This window comes from Rhodococcus opacus B4, from assembly GCF_000010805.1.
GTDB classification, from domain to species: Bacteria; Actinomycetota; Actinomycetes; order Mycobacteriales; family Mycobacteriaceae; genus Rhodococcus_F; species Rhodococcus_F opacus_C.
In genome coordinates, this window is sequence record NC_012520.1 from 134,500 (window position 1) to 151,804 (window position 17,305).

13 protein-coding genes and 7 pseudogenes are annotated in these 17,305 nt (G+C 64.7%); 14 read left to right on the plus strand and 6 right to left on the minus strand.

Features of this window, described 5'->3' with window-relative positions; translation table 11 throughout:
• The first annotated feature begins 36 nt into the window (after positions 1-36).
• The 4 genes from ROP_RS36615 to ROP_RS36635 all read left to right on the plus strand — a co-directional run bounded on the left by ROP_RS36615 (position 37) and on the right by ROP_RS36635 (position 4,159).
• The gene (locus ROP_RS36615; RefSeq protein WP_007300077.1) at positions 37-606 is read left to right on the plus strand and encodes an ester cyclase; all 570 of its coding nucleotides are present in this window, start codon (positions 37-39) and stop codon (positions 604-606) included.
• Between the two features lie 47 nt (positions 607-653).
• Positions 654-1,563, plus strand: a protein-coding gene (locus ROP_RS41835) for an IS5 family transposase (RefSeq protein ID WP_231869098.1) whose coding sequence is annotated in 2 segments (ribosomal slippage) — positions 654-1,028 and positions 1,030-1,563 — 909 coding nt in all. Because the reading frame shifts where the segments join, the coding sequence is not laid out codon by codon here.
• Positions 1,564-1,606: 43 nt separating this feature from the next.
• Positions 1,607-2,740, plus strand: coding sequence for an IS701 family transposase (locus tag ROP_RS36630; protein WP_007297545.1), 1,134 nt, complete (start codon positions 1,607-1,609; stop codon positions 2,738-2,740).
• Between the two features lie 957 nt (positions 2,741-3,697).
• Positions 3,698-4,159 (plus strand): DUF4189 domain-containing protein, encoded by a 462-nt coding sequence (locus ROP_RS36635; protein ID WP_007297546.1) that lies wholly within the window; start codon positions 3,698-3,700, stop codon positions 4,157-4,159.
• Between the two features lie 254 nt (positions 4,160-4,413).
• On the opposite strand, the gene ROP_RS36640 is transcribed toward ROP_RS36635, so the two are convergent.
• Both ROP_RS36640 and ROP_RS36645 read right to left on the minus strand, forming a co-directional pair.
• Entirely contained in the window at positions 4,414-4,896 is a 483-nt protein-coding gene (locus ROP_RS36640; protein WP_012686807.1) for an IS30 family transposase, read from the minus strand.
• A 124-nt stretch (positions 4,897-5,020) separates the two neighbouring features.
• Positions 5,021-5,767, minus strand: coding sequence for a group II intron maturase-specific domain-containing protein (locus ROP_RS36645; RefSeq protein WP_308821646.1), 747 nt, complete (start codon positions 5,765-5,767; stop codon positions 5,021-5,023).
• A 403-nt stretch (positions 5,768-6,170) separates the two neighbouring features.
• Between ROP_RS36645 and ROP_RS42915 the strand changes: the two are divergent.
• From ROP_RS42915 to ROP_RS42920, 5 genes and pseudogenes are all read left to right on the plus strand, one after another.
• Positions 6,171-6,431, plus strand: a pseudogene (locus tag ROP_RS42915) (hypothetical protein); the annotation flags it as partial.
• Between the two features lie 200 nt (positions 6,432-6,631).
• Positions 6,632-7,404, plus strand: a pseudogene (locus ROP_RS41840) (IS3 family transposase); the annotation flags it as partial.
• Positions 7,405-7,486: 82 nt separating this feature from the next.
• A complete protein-coding gene (locus tag ROP_RS36655; RefSeq protein WP_043826076.1) occupies positions 7,487-8,536 on the plus strand; it encodes a tyrosine-type recombinase/integrase in 1,050 nt (349 codons plus the stop codon).
• Positions 8,533-10,869 (plus strand): tyrosine-type recombinase/integrase, encoded by a 2,337-nt coding sequence (locus ROP_RS36660; RefSeq protein WP_012686759.1) that lies wholly within the window; start codon positions 8,533-8,535, stop codon positions 10,867-10,869. Before ROP_RS36655 ends, ROP_RS36660 begins: the two co-directional genes overlap by 4 nt.
• 27 nt (positions 10,870-10,896) lie before the next feature.
• Positions 10,897-11,055 (plus strand): annotated as a pseudogene (locus ROP_RS42920) (DDE-type integrase/transposase/recombinase); the annotation flags it as partial.
• 7 nt (positions 11,056-11,062) lie between these two features.
• On the opposite strand, the gene ROP_RS36665 reads toward ROP_RS42920, so the two are convergent.
• Positions 11,063-12,457 carry an IS30 family transposase gene (locus ROP_RS36665; protein WP_043827253.1) on the minus strand — a complete coding sequence of 465 codons (1,395 nt, stop codon included), beginning with the start codon at positions 12,455-12,457 and terminating at the stop codon, positions 11,063-11,065.
• 48 nt (positions 12,458-12,505) lie between these two features.
• Here ROP_RS36665 and ROP_RS41850 point away from each other — a divergent pair.
• Positions 12,506-12,799 (plus strand): annotated as a pseudogene (locus ROP_RS41850) (integrase core domain-containing protein); the annotation flags it as partial.
• Between the two features lie 29 nt (positions 12,800-12,828).
• Here ROP_RS41850 and ROP_RS36670 read toward each other — a convergent pair.
• Complete coding sequence (locus ROP_RS36670) at positions 12,829-13,275, minus strand: toll/interleukin-1 receptor domain-containing protein (RefSeq protein WP_148222647.1); 447 nt, start codon at positions 13,273-13,275, stop codon at positions 12,829-12,831.
• Positions 13,276-13,615: 340 nt separating this feature from the next.
• Between ROP_RS36670 and ROP_RS44500 the strand changes: the two genes are divergently transcribed.
• On the plus strand, positions 13,616-13,900 hold the full coding sequence (locus tag ROP_RS44500; protein ID WP_043827272.1) for a hypothetical protein: 285 nt from the start codon (positions 13,616-13,618) through the stop codon (positions 13,898-13,900).
• 369 nt (positions 13,901-14,269) lie between these two features.
• Here the strand turns inward: ROP_RS44500 and ROP_RS44510 are convergent.
• Both ROP_RS44510 and ROP_RS36685 read right to left on the minus strand, forming a co-directional pair.
• A pseudogene (locus ROP_RS44510) lies at positions 14,270-14,648 on the minus strand (helix-turn-helix domain-containing protein); the annotation flags it as partial.
• Between the two features lie 185 nt (positions 14,649-14,833).
• Positions 14,834-15,322 carry a hypothetical protein gene (locus tag ROP_RS36685; protein ID WP_012686814.1) on the minus strand — a complete coding sequence of 163 codons (489 nt, stop codon included), beginning with the start codon at positions 15,320-15,322 and terminating at the stop codon, positions 14,834-14,836.
• A 305-nt stretch (positions 15,323-15,627) separates the two neighbouring features.
• Here ROP_RS36685 and ROP_RS36690 point away from each other — a divergent pair.
• The 3 genes and pseudogenes from ROP_RS36690 to ROP_RS43755 form a co-directional block, all read left to right on the plus strand.
• Positions 15,628-15,954: pseudogene (locus ROP_RS36690) on the plus strand (DDE-type integrase/transposase/recombinase); the annotation flags it as partial.
• A 462-nt stretch (positions 15,955-16,416) separates the two neighbouring features.
• A pseudogene (locus tag ROP_RS36695) lies at positions 16,417-16,728 on the plus strand (transposase); the annotation flags it as partial.
• Positions 16,729-16,895: 167 nt separating this feature from the next.
• Complete coding sequence (locus tag ROP_RS43755) at positions 16,896-17,042, plus strand: hypothetical protein (RefSeq protein WP_193384908.1); 147 nt, start codon at positions 16,896-16,898, stop codon at positions 17,040-17,042.
• Positions 17,043-17,305 lie beyond the last annotated feature (263 nt).

The following is a 17,305-nucleotide window of genomic DNA, read 5'->3' on the forward strand; positions in this document are numbered from 1 at the left end:
CCCGAAATCCAACCTTCAACGGCAAGGAGGCCCGCCGTGAACACCGAACAACCGACCCCGGCCACCACACCAACAAGCCCCTCGGACATCACGTCCGTCGCCGTGCGCTGCATGGAGATGATGGCCGACGGCGACCGCGCCACGTTCGAGGAACTGGTGCACCCCGACGCCATCAATCGCGAGTCTCGGACCGAACCCCCGGACACCAGAGTCATCGGCCCCGAAGGGTTCTACGCGACCGCGCTGTGGTTACGAGGCGCATTTGCCGAGTTGCACCACGACGTCCTGCACGCCGTGGCAGCGGACGATCTCGTCGTGCTCGATACCGTCATGACCGGCCGCCAGGTCGGGCCGTTCGTGACCTACGACGAACACGGTCGGGTCGACCAGGCCTTCGCGCCGACCGGAAAAAGCTTCTCCGTCCGCCAAACACACTGGTTACGGTTCGTCGACGGCAGGTTGATCGAACACTGGGCCGTCCGCGACGACCTCGGTATGGCACAACAAGCCGGGTGGATCCCGCCGACCCCGGCCATTCTGATCCGAAACGCTTTCGCCAAACGGCGAGCACGCAAGACCACTGCCGCCGGGACAGCGTTCCACTAGGGTGTGTCTCCCAATGATTTGTGGTGTTGTGCTGCAGACTCTTCGGTGTGGCAGACGTTGTTGATCGGTTTGAGGTGTTGACGGACAAGCAGTGGGAGTTGCTCGCGCTGCTGTTGCCCAGTTCCGATGGGCTCCGGGGGCGGAAGTTCCGGAACAATCGTGTGGTGGTCGAGGGGATGCTGTATCGACTGCGGACCGGGTTGCCCTGGCGAGATCTCCCGTCGCATTTCGGGCCGTGGAAGACGGTGTGGAAGCGACATCGCCGCTACGCCGGAGACGGAACCTGGGATCGGGTGCTGACGGCTCTGGTCGCGATGGCCGACGCCGGCGGGAACCTGGACTGGGCGGTCTCTGTCGATTCCACAGTGGTCCGGGTCCATCAGCACGGTGCGAACGCCGCCCGCCACACAGGGGGATCTACCGAATTACACGAACCTCGGTGACGAGCCTGCCGATCACGGCATCGGCCGGTCGAGGGGCGGATTGACCAGCAAGGCGCACCTGGCGTGCGACGGTCACGGGCGCCCGCTGTCGGTGCTGGTCGGCCCAGGCCAAGCCGGTGACAGTCCGATGTTCGCCCACGTGCTGGAGGGCATCTGCGTGCCGCGGCTCGCGGGCGGAGCGCACCGCACGCGCCCCGACGAGGTCCGGGCCGACAAGGCGTACTCATCACGGGCAAACCGGGAACTGCTGCGCAGCAGAGGCATCAAGGCGGTGATCCCCGAGAAGACCGATCAGGCAGCGAACCGGGTGAACAAGGGCCGCGCGGGCGGGCGGCCACCGAACTTCGACCCGGAGTCCTACAAGGGGCGCAACGTGGTCGAACGGGCCTTCAACAAGGCGAAACAGTGGCGTGCGGTGGCCACTCGCTACGACAAACTCGCCCTCACCTACCGCGCCGGATTCCTGCTCGCCGGCATCGTCGAGTGGCTCAAGTTATTGGGAGACATGCCCTAGTACTGCAACGGCACTTGCTTGACAGGTACGCGATACTGATTGTGTGGTCCTCGATCTGGTTGCTGCCGAGTTGGAAGCGTTGCATGAGCGGATCTCCGGTCGGTTCGCCCGGTCGGAGCCGCGGTCCCGAGTCCGTGAATATGTGACGGGTTTGGTTGCGGGTCTGGAACGCAAGAACGGGTGGACCCTCGCCGAGCGGGCCGGCGAGATCAGCCCGGACGGGATGCAACGGTTGCTGCGGCGCGCGGACTGGGACGTCGACGGCGTCCGCGACGACGTCCGTGACTACGTGGTCGAACGGCTCGGCGATCCGGCCGGTGTACTGATCGTCGACGACACCGGATTCCTCAAGAAGGGCACCCGCTCGGCCGGGGTGCAACGCCAGTACTCGGGCACCGCCGGGCGGGTGGAAAACTGCCAGATCGGCGTCTTCCTCGCCTACGCCAGCGGCGCCGGCCACGCCTTGATCGACCGGGAACTGTACCTGCCCGAATCCTGGACCTCCGACCGCGACCGGTGCCGCGCCGCCGGCATCACTGACGACATCGAGTTCGCGACCAAACCGAGACTGGCGCAACACATGATCGAACGCGCCCTCGACGCACAGGTCCCGTTCTCCTGGGTCACCGCGGACGAGGCCTACGGGCAGGTGAAGTACCTGCGGGTCTGGCTCGAGGAACGCGATATTTCCTACGTCCTAGCCACGCGCTGCAACGACGACGTGTTCACCCCGCACGGCCGCTCCGGTCGCGCCGACGAGATGATCGCCGCGGTCCCGGCGAAGCAGTGGCGCCGGATCTCCGTCGGCGATGGCGCGCACGGCCGGCGCGAATACTCCTGGGTGCGGATCCCGATCCGGATCGCCTGGGCACCCGGGCGCGGGCACTGGCTGCTCGCCCGCCGATCCCTCTCCGATCCGACCGAGATCGCGTACTACATCTGCGCCGGACCCCGCCGCACCACGCTCACCGAACTCGCCACCATCGCCGGCTCCCGGTGGCGGGTCGAGGAATGCTTCCAGCAGGCCAAGAACGAGGCCGGCCTCGACCAGTACCAGGTGCGGACCTACCGGGCCTGGTACGCCCACATCACCTTGTCGATGCTCGCCCTCACCTGGCTCGCCGGGTCGAAAACCGAAGCGATAAAAGGGGAATCGGGATCGAAAATCAGGGCATGATCGGCTACACGCTACCCGAGATCCGCCGCCTGCTCGTGCAACTGATCCTGCGACACGCCCACCCCGACGAGCACATCTGGTCCTGGTCGAACTGGCGACGGCGCCGACAACACCAGGCCCGCACTTCCCACTACCGACGTCGCGGACACCTCCCATAAGTGCCGTTGCAGTACTAGCGTCGAATTCAGGCAGACCCCGATGGGAAAGTCCCGATCCGCGGAAGTTTCGGCGGCCGGTTGTCTCCATCAGGACAGTCACGTCCTGGCCGATCAGCCTGTCCCGGGTATGGCGACGGCCCTGATCACGGGCGGGCAGCCGACGATCCACCGGCGCCGATCCGGGCTTGGCTCGATCGGCACCTGTGGACAATACGCCCAGGCCTGTTGTGTCCCAATCACTCCTGAAGTCTGACATCAGGGGCGTCCTGTTCGCCCGCATCTGCCTGGCCGCATCGTGATGTCGGCTGCAGAAATGCCAGGGAATTGAGACATAGGGAGGCGGCCATGCCGTGAGACCAACGACAAATCCTCAGGTCACAGCCGTCCCAAAATGCCATCAGTAGCGAGACCCTACAAGCTTGTAGTGTCTCGAGAACTGTGGCCAGATCTCACGCAAGATGGCCACTCGGTGGCCAGTTGGCCGATTGGTTGAGATTGTCGCGGCGTCGCCCGCGTGGTGTGGAGTCGTGGATCAACAGTGCGACCGCTGGCCGCTCCTTCTGCGAAAGCGGCGCGGACCGGATCGCAGCGTCCCGGCGGTGAGTACGCGTGCACTGATCCGACAGTGGTCGCGCTCGTTCCGAAAGCGGATCGATGAGAGAGAACTCGGGGTGAGATCTTCCACCCCGAGGGGGGAGGTGCCATTTCGCTGTCTACCGGAGACTGGGATCAGCCTCGCATCTCCGGTGCGGGATCGGAGCGGGATTCGAACTCGCGTTACATCTTCTGGGAGCCCGACATGTTCATCAAGCAGATTGCAGGATTCATCGGTGGCGGCGCACTGGTCGCCGCATCAGTCGCCGCGCTGATTGCAGCGCCGGCGAACGCAGTGCCGGGCGTCAATCCGCCGGCGCCGCGGTTCGTGAGCCTCTCCTATTCCCTCGAGTCGACCTTCGCGGGGTCCTCGAACGTGGTGGACACGTACGCCGAGTCCGTGAGCCAGGCGTACTACCACTGCGACAACCTCAGTGGCGCTAACGATTGCCAGGTCGTGATCACGAGTGATTGGGGCTGCGTTACGTTGGTGCGCGGTTGGACCAAGGAGTCGTACTTGGGCAGTCCGCAGGGGAAGCCCATATTCGGCGTGGGAAATGGGCCGACCAGGGAAGAGGCTGAACAGGTGGCCACGATCGATGTCGAGGCTCGACTCGACGCCACCCCGTACGCCGTTGGCCACGGAGTCACCAAGTGCGTCTACTGAAGTTGCGGACGAATCCCGGACTCACACGATCGGCCCAACGTCCGGTCCGATCGATCACCCCGAACGTCGACCTCGCCCCGTCCGCAAGCGGAACGCAGACCGGCACGTCCCGAAAGCCGGGCGTAGACCGGAACTCACTGAGCTGCGCGGGTCCCGATAGCCCCGTCCGGTGATGATTTTGCTTTCGGGGCGGCGGATTCTCACTGTCGTTGCAACACAAGTCTATTGAAATCTGGGTCGTCCCAGCTCACGGATTACGTTACCGCAGTCGGCATCGCGAGTTCCAGCGCAGTGCGGCGCCGGTGAGCGGTGGCCCGTCGCTCGGCGTTGAACACCGTGGCGGGAGTTGCGTACTCCAGGTTCTTCCGTGGGCGAGTGTTGAGCTCACGCGTTACCGACCGCACATGAGCGTGACTGTGCACCGACAAATCGGTGCCCTTCGGGAAATACTGTCGAGCGAGCCCGTTGAAATTCTCGTTCGCACCCCGCTGCCACGGACTGGAACGTTCGGCGAAGTAGATCTTCAGATCAAGGGCCGCGGAGATCTCTCGGTGCAGACAAATCTCCGTTCCCTGATCCCACGTCAACGTTCTGCGCATTCGTTTCGGCAGGCCAGAAAATGCTTTGATGACAGCATTTTTCACCGATTCGGCGGTGTGATCGACGGGGAGATTGACGATGATTCCGTATTGCGTCGTCCGTTCCCGCAGGGTCATCATCGCCGATCGGCAGCGCAACCCCAGGATGTAGGGGTCGGACCGGGGCGCGGTGCCGGGATTGCTCCCGGCCCGTTTCCCCGGCCCGCCCTCCGCACCGGACGTGCGACTCTCATCGCATCCGGCGCTCCACGGACTGCCACTGCTAAGCAGGGACCAAGGTCTCTGCTCTGCTGGTCCACGGTGTGGGGATGTTGCTCGCCCGCCACCGGTACCGAGTAATCGGGACGGTGGTGGTGTCGAACATGATGATCCCGTTCTCTTGCGGACGATTGCCGGGCCTGCCGGTCAGGAACCGTCGGTAGAGATCCGCCCACGTGATCCGTTTGTGCCGTTTGAGCAGCCATTGGGTGACCCGATGCCAGGCGAAGGCATCGAGGTAACCGAACGTCGCTTTCGACACACCGTGACGGAAATACGCACACCATCCTCGGAGCACCGGATTGAGGCGTCCGAGCAGATCAGCAAGGCCATGATGACGTGCCCTCTTCGTCAGCGCCCGCACCTTCGCCATGATCGAAAGCAACGCTTTCTTCGACGGATAGGTGTAGACGCTCATCTTGTTCGTGCCTTTCCTGCGGCGCCGCTGGATGCGGAACCCGAGAAAGTCGAACCCCTCGTCCAGGTGACATACCCGGGACTTTTCGGCGGACAACCGCAGCCCCAGCGGGGCTATCACGTCCGCGACCTCGTCCCAGAGTGCGTCCGCATGCGCCTTGGTTCCGACCACCATGATGACGAAATCGTCCGCGTAGCGCACGATTCGGTAGGTGGCCCCGCCGCGTTTGCGGTGCACCTCGCGCCGATAGGCACTCCCGTGGGAATCCCATTTCGCACAGAAATGTGCATCCAACACCGACAGAGCGATGTTGGCGAGCAACGGTGAGAGTATGCCGCCTTATGAACAGTGCTGGGTTATGCGCAGCGCTGGCGTGCAAGGCCTGGTGACGGCGATGTCAGAGGTCGATCGCTGCGCATAATCCGCGGATCCTCTGATCAGGCGGCCCGGTACGGTGCCGGGCCTCCATGATCGGAGGTCAGTTGTTATGGCGACTTTGTCTGCGTTGGTGTCGGGCCTGGAGGCGGAGCTACAGCGTTTGGGCTACAAGGATTCGACGCTCGTTTGGTACCGGGGCTGTTGGCGGCGGATGCAGAAGCACTTCGCTGCGCGTGGTGTCGAGGAGTTCTCCCTGGATGCGGCGATGGCGTGGGTCGACGACGCGTGTGGTTTCTTCGACAAGGAGCAGGCCGGCACCCTGAAGCGAACCGATGTGTATTTGTTCAGAGTTGCTCAGATGCTGGAGGATTACGCGGTCCACGGGGCGGTGCTGCGCCGCTATAACCGGTCGGTGAGCAAGCTGGACGTGGCCGGCGCCCAGACGGTCGCCCGGTTCCAGGCGCACCTGCGCTCGGCTGGGCGCTCGGCCTCGACTGTGCGGACCTACGGGACGTTGGCCGGGGAGTTCGTCGCGTTCACCGACACCCGCGGAGGGCTGGGCTGCTGCGACGCCGCCATGATCGGGGCGTTCGTCGCCACGCTGGCCGGATACCAGTTCAAGACTGTCGAGCAGAAACTGTGCGCGGTGCGGTCGTTGCTGCGGTTTGCCTCCGCCGCCGGCCTGGTCGACGGGGCGTGCTTGGAGGCGGTGCCGGCGGCACGCTCGGCCAGGCAGGCCAGGATCCCGTCGGTTGAGGCTGCACCCTTTGAGTGGACACCCCGGACAATGGTTCTAGGAGAGCCAGGAGGGATGTCGAGGTGGGACGCCAGTCTCTGTACACGGAGGAATTCCGGAAAGACGCGGTCGCGTTGTATCGCGCGGCCGACGGCAAACGCACGTACGCGGCGGTGGCCGCGGATGTGGGCGTCAGTGGCGAAACGCTACGGACGTGGGTCCGCAAGGACACCGCCCGTAACGCGCGCTCGCAGGACCGCAGTACCGGCGCCGACGGGACCGAGGCGGACGAGCTCGCGCGGCTGCGCGCGGAGAATGCGCGGCTGCGCGGTGCGGAAAAGGAATGGCAGCTCGAACGCGAGATTCTGCGCCGGGCGGCCGCGTATTTCGCAAAGGAGGTGAAGTGAAGACCCGCCGCTGGGACTTCATCTCCGACCATCGCGCCGAGTTCGGCGTGCAGCGGCTGTGCCGGGTGCTCGGGACCTCCCGTTCCGGCTACTACAAGCACCTGATCACGGAGCCGGCCCGAGTCGAGCGCCAGGCCGAGGAAGCCGCGACGGTCGCCGAGATCCGCGCCATTCATGCCGAGCACCGGAGCGCCTACGGTGCCCCGCGGGTTCACGCCGAACTCCGCTCCCGCGGACGCAAGATCAACCGCAAACGGGTGACCCGGCTGATGCGAATCCACCACGTGGTGGGCAGGCACCTGCGCCGCAGCAAGCGCACGACCGTCGCGGACAAGTCGGCTCCGTCGGTGCCGGATCTGGTGATGCGAGACTTCACCGCTACGGCTGTCGATACCAAGTGGTGTGGGGACATAACCTACATCCCGGTGGGATCCTCGTGGTTGTTCTTATTAGTTACGTGGAATCACGCCGGGGGTCGGTTGTTCGTCCCGCGGTGTCACCACGAGCTGAGGGGCCCTGTTGACTGTGTCGATGATCTTGGAAGAGAAGTGGCCGGTCCTGTGCCGGCACGAGCGGGCGGCCGAGTGGTTGCAGATCTGGACCGATCTGGGGCGGGCGCCTCGCACGATCGATGCGTACGCTCGCGGCCTGGCCGAGTACCTGCTCGTCTGCGAGCGTGAAGGCGTCGATCCGGTTGTCGCGACCCGGGCCCAAATCGCCTTGTTTGTAAGGGACTTGCGGACTCGACCGAGTCGGCGCGGTACCAATGTTGTCGCGTTGGACTCGGGTTCGGGTCTGGCGAACGCGACGCTGCAGCAGCGACTGGTTCCGGTGCGGTTGTTCTACGACTTCCTGGTCGAGGAGGGGGTCCGCGAGTCCAACCCGGTCGGTCGCGGGCGTTACACGCCGGGCCGGCACTTCGGTGGGCAGCCCCGGCCGCTCGTCCCGCGGATGGTCAAGTTGCCGTGGATCCCCGGCGAGGCCGAGTGGTTGCAGCTGCTCGACGTTTTCCGGCTCGAGCCGATCCGTAACCGGCTGATGCTGGCGCTGGCCTACGACTCGGCGCTGCGCCGTGAAGAGCTGTGCTCGCTCCGTACCGACGATCTCGATCCCGCGCACCGCATGCTGCGGGTGCGGCCGGAGACGACCAAGACCCGTCGAGGGCGGGTGGTGCCGTACTCTGCGGCGACCGGGGTGCTGCTGTCGGGCTACCTCGCCCACCGGGCCGGGATCAGCCGCGCCCGGGGGCCGCTGTTCTTGTCCGAGTCACGGCGCAATTTCGGTGAGCCGCTGAGCTTGTGGAGCTGGTCGAAGGTGGTGCGGCGAGTCGCGTTGGCTGCTGATGTTCCGCAGTTCTCTACGCATACCACCCGACACCTGTGTCTGACCGACCTGGCGCGAATGGGCTGGGAGCTGCATGCGATCGCAACCTTCGCCGGGCACCGTTCCACCGAGTCGACGCTGACCTATATTCACCTGTCGGGTCGGGATCTTGCGGAGAAGCTGAATCGTGCAATGACGCACCTGCATGCGCAGCGCATCAGCATGCTCACCGCACCCGACGGGACGGGTCCGGCGTGACCGCCGCGGTTCGTGCCGTCGGCGAGGCGGATGCCACGTGGCCGGCGTCGACGTTTCCGGTGTCCCTCGAACGCTACGATCGCCGGGAGGAGCTGACCGATGCGGAGCGCCGAGCACTGCGCGATTTGAGCCCGAAGGCGTTGCGCCGCAATAGAGCGCGGGGAATCCCACGCCGGACCGCGACCCACTGGACGGCGCTGGTGCGGCTCGTCGAGCCGCTCGACACCGCGCGGGCCGGGTTGCATCATGGCGATGACGCCCGGTTTCGGCGGGCCGGGGCGCACGCGGCCGCTATCATCTTGCAGAACTGCGCGGACACCGGCCGGTCCTACTGGGCGTGGACGAGCGAGGACTGGGCGCAGCTGTGTGGTTCGAGCGCCGAGGCCTTCGTCGCGGCCAGGGAACTGCCTACCGAGACCACCGTGCGTCCCTTCCTCGTCGCTCTGGCCTATCTGCTCGGCAGCTTCGACGCCTTCCAACTATTGGGCACATTCAACCGGCTGCACCTGGCCCGCCTCGTCTTCGGCGCCGAGGCGATCGAGGAGTCGATGCGCCAGGCCAGCGCGGTCCTGGACCAGTGGGGGTACCGCGGCGTCTTTATCGGCAAACACCGACTGCGCGGGGGGCTCAGCCAGGCCCTGCTGATCAACCGCAGTTCCAGGCTCGAGGATCTGGATACCGCGGCATTCGACCGGCTGCGCGTGCACCCAGCCACCAACGATCACCAAGGCGAGATGCTCTACGCGCTCCAACGTGCCGTCGCCGCACTCGGACACTGCGACCCGCCGGTGCGCACCGGAGACAACCCCTACGCCGTCATCGAAGGCACCACCGACAGCTGGGCCAACTGGGTCGCCCGTTGGCACGACACCTCCACGCTCACCCCGCGGGTCCGCAGGACCATCCGCACCATCCTGGCCAAGGCCGGGCGGTGGCTCGCCGCCGAACATCCCGAGATCACCGAACCCGGGCAATGGACCCGCCAGACCAGCGCCGCCTGGGTCGCGGCCGTGGACCGCATGACCGTCGGCGACTACGTCCAACGCCGCGACCACCTCCGCGCCCGCACCGGAGACCCGATCTCCCCACGCACCAAAGCCCACATTCTCATGGCCACCCGCACCTTCTTCCGCGACTGCCAGGAGTGGGAATGGATCGATCGTCGCTTCGACCCGGCCCGGGCACTCGCACTGCCCCGCAGCGTGTCCGCACTGATCGGCACCAACCCGCGTGTCATTGCCGACGATGTGTGGGCGAAGCTGCTCTGGGCCGGGCTCAATCTCGACTCGAGTGACCTGCCCGGCAATTCCGCCCACACCTACTACCCAATGGAGCTGATCCGGGCGATCACACTGACCTGGCTCTTCGGCGGACTGCGCAGCGACGAGCTATCGCGGCTGCGAGTTGGCTGCGTGCGTTGGCAACACGACGGTCAGCCCATTGCTGCCGACTCACCCGACGTGCTCGCTGAGGACGCCGTCTGCCTGCTGGAGGTCCCCGTCCACAAGACCGGCACCGCGTTCACGAAACCCGTCGATCCCCTTCTGGGACAGGCGCTCGAGGCCTGGCAAGCCCTGCGCCCGCCTCAGCCGAAGACACTCGACCGCAAGACCAGCGAACAGGTGGACATGCTCTTCGCCTTCCGCGCGCACCCGGTCGCAAAGAACTACATCAACCGCACGATCATTCCCGCGCTCTGCGCCAAGGCCGGTGTTCCGAGCAGCGACGTCCGCGGCAACATCACCAGTCACCGGGCCCGCTCCACGATCGCGACCCAGCTCTACAACGCCAAGGAACCGATGACACTGTTCGAGCTGCAGGCCTGGCTCGGCCACCGCACCCCGAACACCACCCAGCACTACGCGAAAATCACCCCGAACACGCTGTCCAAGGCCTACAACGAAGCCGGCTACTTCGCCCGCAACGTACGCACCATCGAAGTGCTCGTCGACCGCGACGCCGTCACCTCCGGCGGCGCCGCCACCGGCCAACCCTGGCAGCACTACGACCTCGGCCACGGCTGGTGCAGCTACACCTTTTTCGAGCAGTGCCAGCACCGGATGGCCTGCGCACGCTGCGACTTCTACACGCCGAAAGACTCCAGCAAAGCCCAGCTACTCGAGGCCAGCGGCAACCTACAACGCATGCTCACCAGCATCCCGCTCACCGACGACGAACGCGCCGCCGTCGATGACGGACACACCGCCGTCGCGGCGCTGCTCGAGCGCCTCACCGACCTCCCTACACCCGCCGGGCCCACCCCACGAGAGATCGGTACGTCCCCGACCGTGACCCTGCTGCCGATCGTGCAAGTCCGACACGGAGAACCCTGATGAACTTGACAATCCTGATTCCACATAATGGCCACGGTGATCGACATCTTCTCACGCCGGGTGGTGGGCTGGTCGATCGCTGACCACATGCGCACCGATCTCGTCACGGACGCGATCGAGATGGCGGTGCGCACCCGCGGTGGTGACGTCGGTGGCGTTATCTTCCACAGCGACCGCGGATCACAGGGCGGATTCAACCGGTCGTCGCAACACCGTGCCGTGAGGACGAGTGTACCTGTTCGGCAAACACTTCCGCTGGAGTTCTCCAACCGTGCACTTTTCGGGGGCGGTTGTTGAGCGCATCGGCGACCGCCTGAAGCTCACGGAACTTGTATCGGGACAGATCAGTTCCCTTCGGAAAATATTGTCGCAGCAGCCCATTGGTGTTCTCATTCGTTCCGCGCTGCCATGGACTGTACGGATCACAGAAGTAGACACGGATACCCGTAGATGCCGTCAGCTCGGCATGACGCGCGAGTTCCTTTCCGCGATCCCACGTCACGGATCTGCGTAGATGCTCGGGCAGCGGTGACAGCGTCGCGGCCAGAGCATCACGAACGGACTCCGAACCATATCCGGACAGCGCCGGCCCGTTCTTCACCATCGCCGCTGTTCCATAGCCCTTCAGTCGCGGCAGGTGTAGTAGAGTCGTGTATCTGCTGGTGCGCTCGACGAGCGTGCCGATCGCGGACCGGGTCAGACCGATGATGAGGTCGCCCTCCCAATGCCCCGGCGTCTTCCGGCTCTCGACCTCCTCCGGACGGGCGCTGATGGTCACCTCCTCGGTGATAAATCCGGTGCGCTGCTTCCGTGCTCGCGCACGAGGCTTTCGCAGCGCCCGGCCGGTGCGCAAGCACGCGACGAGCTCCCGCTCCAGGCCGCCGCGACCCTCGATGTAGAGCGATTGGTAGATCGCCTCAGGTGAAATGCGCATCGTCGGGTCCTCCGGATAGTCGATCGGTAGGCGATTCGAGATCTGCTCCGGACTCCACGCCGTCGCCCACCGACGATCACCGCGCCGAGGCTTGTTTCGGCCAATCCAAGCGGCATCCGGACCGGACACCACGGTTCCATCGTCGGCACGAATCACACCAGACAGTTTGTCCTGCACATATTCTCGTAGCCGATCGTGTTCGGCGAGCTTCGCTGGTTTTGGGCGCCTCGCGGCGAGGTCGGCCTTCCACTGTGCGGTCGACGCTCGGTATGTGAGCTTGCCATTGCGGGTGGCGGCGTTCCGCCGCAACTCCCGCGAGATCGTCGACGGTGACCGTCCGATCCGGTCAGCGATGTCGCGCATACTCATACCCTTGGCTCGCAGCAGCGCGATATCCTCACGCTCGGTGAACGACAGGTACCTCCCCGAGACCGGGGTCAACTCGATCGGTGGCATCCCACCAGCCTGGCGGAACCACCGTGTCCCCACCGGCCCCGACACGCCGCATGTGGTCGCTGCGTCGTCGCTCGTGAGACCCTCGGCGATCCGCGTCCAGAATGCCCGCTCTAGATCTCGGCGTATCGGAGGCCGTCCCGGTGACCGCATCACCGCACGCCCCGTCAACGCTGCTGCCCACCCGGGTGGTCGTCCCATTCCCACACCTCCGTTATCGAGGTGTTGCTTCCACCGGTTGAGCCTGGTCAGTACACCGCAGCAGCTTTCGTCGATGTATGCCGCCGTCATGGGATTCAGCTAAGTCGAGGACGGGTCGGCTCGAGTTACGATAATGCTCTCGCCGAGTCGTTCTTCCAAGGACTCAAGAGGGAGTGGCTGCACGGACGGAGTTGGACGTCGAAGTCGCAGGCACGGCTGGACCTGTTCGAGTGGCTCTCGTACTTCAATCGACGTCGCCGTCACTCCGCCCTCGGATACCTCACCCCAGTGGAGTTCGAACAACGACTCATCGCGTCGTCTACGCTGTCAGTCGCCGCATGAAATCCGGTGTCCACTCCCGAGGGGCAACCTCACGTGTAATTTGCCCCGAAGAGGTCAACGTAGTTCAGGTCACCGAGGACGCGTCCTGCGCCGAGATCCCAACCGGGAATCTTCCCGTCGTCGAATCGAACCGGAATCAGCCAGGTCACGCCGGGTGCCATCTGGCGGAACTCCTCGACGGCGAGAGTGAGTTCTTCGTTCATGACGGTCTTGGGCCGTGCGCGGGAGTTGTCGGAGAAACACGCGAGGAAGATCAGTGCTCCTGATCGAATTGCATCTCGGATTTTTGCCTTCCAATTGTCGCCGGGGGCGAGTGATGTCCGGTCTCTCCAGTAGGGGATCTGGGCTGCGTCAAGGATTTTGCAGAGTTGGTCGACCTGCTGTTGATCCTCTTTGACGTAGGAGATGAACACGTGTTTGCCCTCGGCTGATGTCACGCCGAGATCGTATCCTTCCCTGATCCGGGGCGATGGCATGTACCTGTGTGGTGTCGTCGGGGGCGTCCGGCGGTTTACCGGCGTCGGGTGTGGGGTGGCGGCCCGCCGGGTCAGGGCAGCTCCGTGTTGAGGCACGCAATCATCCCGAACAGCTCACCCGGAACTGTTCTGGTGCCATGGAAGTCGCGGAGCGAGCGTGCTGCCGAGGAGGGCACTATTACATCGAGGAGTCAGTTTGGGTGAATCTGATGCTGCCTTGGGACGTGAGTGGGTGGTGATCGATCCCGCCACAGTCGACGGAGGTGGGTCGGACTTGGGCCCCGACGACGGTACACCCGCAACTGCTAGTAGACCGTCGCGGCTAAGTGTTGGGATATAGGTGGCGGAGTTTGATGCGGGCGTCGTCGGTGGTGAAGTGCCACTGGACCTGGCGTTGATCGGCGTTGGTCTGTCGTTGCCAGGCGGCGAGTTCGGCGTTGAGGATTCCGAGGTCCTCGATGTGCCGGTCCAGGTACTGGCGGGTCAGCGCGGAGAGCTCGATCTCGGCGATGTTGAGCCACGAGCCGTGTTTGGGGGTGTGGTGGATCTTGAGCCGCTGCGCGAGCGCGAACGCCTCGGCCGGCTCGAAGGCCTCGTAGAGCGATCCGATGCCGTGGGTGCCTGAGGTTGTCCATCACCAGCAACACCGTCTCTGCGTCGGGATAGTCCACGCACAGCAGGTCTTTGACCTGCCCGGCCCAGTCGACCTTGGTGCGCCGGGGCTGGGAATCGACACGCCGCCAGCCGGCCAGGGGCTCGACCCAGCAGAAGATCGAGCAGGTCCCGTGCCGCACGTACTCGGAGTCCTCCTTCAGATCGCGTCCCGGGCCCGCTGGGATCGGGTCATGCGCGTGAGCGAGGAGCTGGTAGGGATTCTCGTCCATGCACACCACCGGGCGTGAGGGATCGTGGGGGCGGGCGTAGACCGACAGGATGTCTTCCATGCGGGCCGCGAACTCTGCGTTGGCCCGCGGCGGGATGGTCCAGCACTTCTTCAGGTGAGGACGAAGTTTCGTTTTTTTAAAACCCGGCCGATGGTCGAGTGGTCCAGGTCGGGGATGTCGTCGACCAGGGCGACGTGCTTCTCCAGCAGTCGCAGCGACCACCGCGACCGACCCTCGGGCGGCTTCGAGCAGGCCAACGCAATCAACCTGGCCTCGATCTCACCAGTGATCTCCCGACGGCACCGGTGGGAGGTCACGCTGCTTGCGACCGATCGTGGCCTCCACGTCTCGACCGGTCTCAGCGAACCGATTGGCCACCAGCCGCAACGTCTCACCCGAGACCTCCAACCGTGCCGCGATCACCTCCTTCTCATCAACCACCCCGACCGAGGTGTCCAGCGCCAGCAACACCCGGGCCCGCCGGATCATCGGGCAGGTGCTGACCTGGACCGTCGACGAAGCACCGGAAGCGGACGGATGGGAGTTCGCGCACCTGTACCCGAACGGCGCTCGGGCGCACCGCACCGCACTCCTGCCTGACGGACATCGCAACCGCGGTGACGACTGGCGGGGAAGCCCGGATGGGGTTGCTGCCATGGCGGCTTTGCTGCGGGTCAGAGAATCGTGCGGCACTCTGTCGCGGCGTGGACCGCGGACGGCTCGAATGACAGGATGGCCAGGTCACGACGCCGGCGTTGGGGGCGGTTCGGGTGGTGGCGCGGGCGCGCGTCGGGGTGGGTGAGGTCGCGTACTCGCACGTCGAGGAGTTGGGCTAGGGCTATTGTCTGATCCCAGGTCGGGTAGGCCTGGCCGGCCTCCCATAGGTCGACGGTGGGTTCTTCTGCGTGGCAGGCGATGTCGACGGTGGGCCCGGAGTGTCGGCCGTTGTCGAGGAGGTGGCTGATGTACCAGGGGACGAGCTTGCCGGCTTGCCAGAGGTCGTGCTCGTCGCTGTCCGGATCGACGAAGGGACCACTGACGGCGAATTCGCTCGCGAATAGCCTGAGGCGCGCGAGGTCCGCCGGCGATGCTGATTCCACGCTCTGTTCGACCCCCGGCTGATCGCGGGCGGTTGCGGATCTGCGACGAAAGAACTTGAACATGGGTGCTCCTGTCGGTGTGAGGGCGGACCGTGTTAGCGCTCACCCAGATGTCAGCGGCGGATCGTTCAGGGGTGTATGTCGTTTTGTCGTCGTATCTTATGGGCGTCACGGCCGACGCTGCCGGCGGTCGATGGTTCCGTGACTTGGCCTGCGCGAGCCTCTGACGTGGGCAGTGTCCTGTCTTCGACACGAGAATGAGGGCATGGTCGTGGAGATGAAGCACGATGGCCTGCGGACGGCGGCATCCGCCGCCGGCCCCCTGTCGCCCGTGAGGCTGCGGCACTTGGGTGACGATGGCCGGCATCACCGGCGCCGTCCGCGGCCGGCACCGCATTGTCACCACGAGAAGCGACGATACCGCGCCGCGTCACCCGGCTCTGATCGGACGAGCATGGTCGACACCGACCCACCCGGCTCAGTGGTGGGTAGCCGACTTCACCTACACCTGGACGTTGTCGGGATTCTGCTACACCGCGTTCTGCGTCGACGTCTTCTCCCGCCGGATCCTCGGCTGGCGAGTGATGACCAGCAAATCTACTCCGCTGGTCACATCGGTGCTCGAACAAGTATTGTTCACCCGACGTCGACACGACTTCCACTTCACAGCAACCGGTTTGGTGCATCACTCCGATTAAGCCGAGGTTTTCGTTAGCCGAGGAATTCAGGGTTAGGGCTGGTCAGCTGCTTATGTCGGTCGGATTTTTCGGCTTAACGTTTCCGATTCATCGAAGGTGCAGAAGGATCGCAGTGCGTTTTCGGTGAGGTGGTGTTCGGCGGGGCGCCGGGGTTGAGGAGGCGGCGTTGACGGCGGCGCGCGTCAGGTCGATGGTGGCGAGTGTGTAGAAGATGGTGGTGGTTGGTACCTTTCGTGGCCGAGGAGACGCATGTCGGCGACAACGACGGCACCGATTTGGTGCTCGTCTTGTCCATTGCAACATCCTTCCCATTGGGGCAATGGACACCGACAAACGTACGCCAGGCAATCAATCATTAAGCCGAAGAATTCCTCAGAAATCTCTGCAGCACAGAAATACAGGCACTTCCTCGGCTTAACGAAAACCTCGGCTTAATCGGAGTTAAGCCGAACTCGGCTTAACTCCGATGCGGGAAGCCAATACACGTCGCTGGCCTTCACCCATGTGCTGCAGGAAGCCGGCATCGTCGGATCGATCGGCAGCGTCGGCGACGCCCTCGACAACGGACTCATGGAATCGGCGATCGGCTTGTACAAGACCGAGCTCCTCGGCCGCCATCCGATACTGAAAGGGAGGGCCGAACTCGAACGCGAAACGGCTGCGTGGGTGCACTGGTACAACAACAGCCGGCTTTCCGCACTCGACTACCTGACACCGGTCGAGTACGAAGATCGCTACCATCAACAGACCACCTCGAGTGAGGTGGCGTAAACCGGGAGTCTCTACCGAATCCAGGACGCTTCAGTTATGGCGGACGGCGGGTCCTGTGGCAGCAGGCGTTGCGTCACGCATTCCCCCACAACACGAATGATCCCAATGGGTACATCGTCGCCGACCGGGGCGGGCGTTTGCACGGCCTCCGTAACCGCGTCTCGCACATGGAGCCCCTGCTCGGCGTGAACATCACCGCCCGGCACAACGACGCGCTCCGCATACTCGCCGCGATCAGCCCCGAGGTCCGGGACTGCTGCGCGGGCATGAGTACGGTCATCGAGATTCGGCGGAAGTGCCCCATCAGGCTCTGACCAGATCGTCTGGCCACGAGCAACGGCGGGCGTTACCGCATCACCAGCAGTGCAGGGGGGGCAGCGCCGCCGGCAGCTTCTACGGTTACAGCGGCTTCGACGGCGGTGGAGGATATTCCGACTGCGGAAACGGCGGCGGTTGCAACTGAACAACCACGGGCGTGAGAACTTCCATTCCAGCGCCACCGAACTGAGCGCGGTTCCAGAAGAAACGCCGATTACCGATCTTGGGGAGTCAGAGGTGAGCGTCCCGAATTTCGCGG